The sequence below is a fragment of the Erysipelatoclostridium sp. MSK.23.31 genome, assembly GCF_019125875.1.
In the GTDB taxonomy this organism is placed as follows: domain Bacteria; phylum Bacillota_I; class Bacilli_A; order Erysipelotrichales; family Coprobacillaceae; genus Thomasclavelia; species Thomasclavelia ramosa.
On the sequence record NZ_JAHOCB010000084.1, the window covers coordinates 1 to 3,569 of the forward strand.

Annotated in this window: 2 protein-coding genes; both read left to right on the forward strand. The window is 35.4% G+C overall.

Annotated features, from left to right (window positions below; translation table 11 throughout):
• Nucleotides 1-356 precede the first annotated feature (356 nt).
• The gene (locus tag KSU54_RS18210; protein WP_004610984.1) at nucleotides 357-992 is read left to right on the forward strand and encodes a helix-turn-helix domain-containing protein; all 636 of its coding nucleotides are present in this window, start codon (nucleotides 357-359) and stop codon (nucleotides 990-992) included.
• Between the two features lie 446 nt (nucleotides 993-1,438).
• On the forward strand, nucleotides 1,439-3,569 hold a 2,131-nt coding region (locus KSU54_RS18215), incomplete at its 3' end, for an immunoglobulin-like domain-containing protein (RefSeq protein WP_134932629.1).

Below are 3,569 nucleotides of genomic sequence, written 5' to 3' on the forward strand. Positions count from 1 at the left end.
TAGATAACGGGGGCACAGTCAAGGCTCGCAGGCTCGCCAGCCGACAAAGCATTTCTTCCCCTTGACACAAGGTGTCATGGCGGTAAGCCTGAGAGGCTTCCGCCACCGTGTCAGAAATACTTTGTCAGCAAGTCCTGTTTTGCCTTTTCTAACAAGTTCCATTTCAACCAATATTCATATCTACGGGTTTAATCAGATGGGTATTTCTTTTTGAATGTTTTTGTATTTCATGCTATTGTGCTTATTCACTCACAATAGCATAGTAATTCTTATATGCTTATTTGTCAATATCTTTTTTTGTCTTTACAAATCATATTAAGCATGATAGACTTATAACAGTGAAGATATAACGAGATATGGAGGGTTGTGCAATGAAAATAAGCCATTTAGGAAATAATATACAGACCATAAGAAAATTTAGGGGAATGAAACAACAGGAACTTGCGGACAAAATCGGTATCAATATGCAGAGCCTTTCCAAGATTGAAAGAGGGTTGAACTATCCTGCTTATGAAACGCTGGAAAAGATAATGGAAGTGCTGGACGTAACGCCGAATGAATTATTATCGGGAGAATGGAAGTATGTCAATCAGTCTGAAAAAGAAGTCTGTCAGTTTTTAAGAACAGAAGAACGTCTAAATGCAGAACTGAAACACGGACACTATGATAACTTCTTTGACAGCGAGGAAGAATGGCTGGAATATGAGTTGGAAAAGTTACGGGAATACATTACAGACTATATCAACGGGAAAAGCATTGAAGCGTCCGACCTTTACCCAATCAAAGAATTTATCCAGCATTTGAAGTTTCAAAAATTACTAGACCGCTATGATGATTTATACAGTATGGATATGTTTGGGGAAAGCATAGAGGGACATAAATATAGGACACCTTATCAAGTCGTGAAAATGATAAATCCGAACTCAAAAGAGGATATGGAACTGTTACGGGAAGTATTAAGGAATAACCATTTTGATGATGAGGACGAGTAATCTTTTTCCTCTTGCGAGAAGATACAGCAAACAAAAAGCCCGATCAAGAGTGCAAAGCACCACCAATGGTGGCAAGCTCTTGACAGGGCTTTTTCTTTTCTGTTGTGGGTACTCAAGAGGAAAAAAGGAAAAGTGTGATGTCTCAATTTTTTTATCTTGCACGCATAAAAAGATTGAAAGAGGTGTTTGTTTCCAGTATAATGTTTTTTGTATAGAAGCAAGGATTGAATTTTTTTGAAAGAAAGGGTTGACAGTCATGTTCACACATTGTTACGCTTGCGACAGACAGACAGACAGACAGACAGACAGACAGACAGACAAGTAAATTCTGCCCTTTTTTCAATTCTATCAATAATAAACAGAACGCACAGATTATCCAGTTATAAGGGGGAGTTTGTGCGTTTTTCTATGCAAAGAATTTATGAAAAATAAGGAGTGAACAAACTATGAAGAAAAAACAAGTCCTTGCAGTAAGTTCCGCATTGATGATTGGAACAACAACTGCACTTACAGGGCTTCCTACTCCTGTCATGGCACAGGAAAACACAGAAGTTGTGCAGGAAGCCGTTGTAGAAGAAAACAAGACAGAGCAAGTTCCTGTGGAACAGAAAACAGAAAACGCAGAAGTACAAGAGAATATAACAGACAAGGAACAGGAAGAAACTGCTGAAAATGCAGAAACTTTAAAAGAAGAAAGTACAAAACAGGAAACACCTGCAACACCAGAAAAAGAAGTGGTTACCGAAGATAAGACCGTTGAAGCAAGCAAAAATACAGAAGTAAAAGCTGGAAGTATTGCTATTGATGAAGCACATTTTCCAGACAAAGTATTTAGAGAACAAATCATTGCAGAATTTGATAAAGACGGCGATAGTGTGTTATCTGTTGATGAAATATCAAAAGCCCAATTCTTAAACTTGCATGATATGAAAACGATATCTTCATTAGAGGGTATTCAATATCTAACAAATTTGCAGTCTTTAGATGTTTCTACGACTTCTGTTTCAGACTTAAGTCCGGTTAAAAACTCATCTTTAAAAAGATTAGATTGTCGTTCTTCAAAAGTAAGAAGCGTTGATTTAACACGTTATCCGAATTTGGAAGCTTTCGTTTGCGATAATACATCAATTAACAGTCTTGATGTATCTAAGAATGAAAAATTGAATACGTTATTTGCAGATAGTACCTCTATTTCCAATTTAGATGTAACAAACAATCCTAACTTAGAACAACTATCTTGTAGCAATACAGGATTAATGGAACTTGATGTCACACATAATCCGCAATTAGTCACTTTAGATATAGGAGATACAAAAGTAAAAACACTTGATATAAGTAAGAACCCTAATTTGAAACAACTATCATGTTATATGACAAATATAGCTGAATTAGATGTAACAAAAAACACAAAACTGACACGCCTTTTTTGTCATGATACAACTATTAAAAAATTAGATTTAAGCAATAATTTAGAACTTGAAATGCTACGTTGCGGTGAAATTTTTGAACAAGGGATAAGAGGTCTTGATATAAGTAAAAACACAAAAATTAAAAAATTAATTTGCGATGATTTATACTGGTTAAATGTCGGAGAGAATAAAGTTCTTGAAAATAATCATGCTTTTGTAGGCAACGGTTATATTGATATTAAAGGGAATAAAATCGACTTAAAAAAAGATGTTGAACAAGGAATAGATATTTCAAAAGTAAAAGTTACTGCAAATGGAACTTTAGATAAAGATACAGGAATTATAACGGTAGATGATGTAAAAAAACCAGTTACTTATGAGTATGATTGCGGTACTTATAAAGACGGAAACGTTGTTTTAAAAGTAGAATTATCGTTAAACTCACAAGGAGAAGATAATACAGCACCAACTATTTCTGCAAATGATGTTACATTGAATGTAGGCGATACTTTCGACCCATTGGCAAATGTAACAGCAACAGATAAAGAGGACGGAACTATCACTTTGACAAAAGATAATATTGTTGCAAATGATGTAGATACTTCTAAGGCTGGTACTTACCATGTGACTTATAAAGTAACAGATAAAAACGGAGCTTCTGCTAAAAAAACGATTACTGTAACTGTGAAACAAAATACAGGCGACCTTAACTCTGCTCCAATCATTTCAGCAAATGATGTTACATTGAATGTAGGCGATACGTTCGACCCATTGGCAAATGTGACAGCAACAGATAAAGAGGACGGAACGATTATTTTAACAAAAGATAACATTATTGCAAATGATGTAGATACTTCTAAGGCTGGCACTTATCATGTAACTTTCCGTGTAGTAGATAAAAATGGTGCAATTACTGAAAAAACAATTACAGTTACCGTAAAAGAAAAAGTAACAAATAAACCTGTAAGTCCACAACAGCCACAGAAACCGAGCAAGCCAACTACTCCAACAAAGCCTAGCGGACAAAAGAACCCTGTAAAAACAGGTGATATGACAAACGTAGGATTGTTTACTTCTATGTTTGCTGGTTCAACCGGTGTATTAGCTGTTTTATTAACGACAAAAACATACCCAGGAGGACTTTTACATGACCCAAGTACATTTTACA

What these genes read in the sequence shown, in the direction of transcription:
- KSU54_RS18210 (WP_004610984.1), top strand. Translation starts at nt 357, where the DNA reads ATGGAGGGTTGTGCAATGAAAATAAGCCATTTAGGAAATAATATACAG.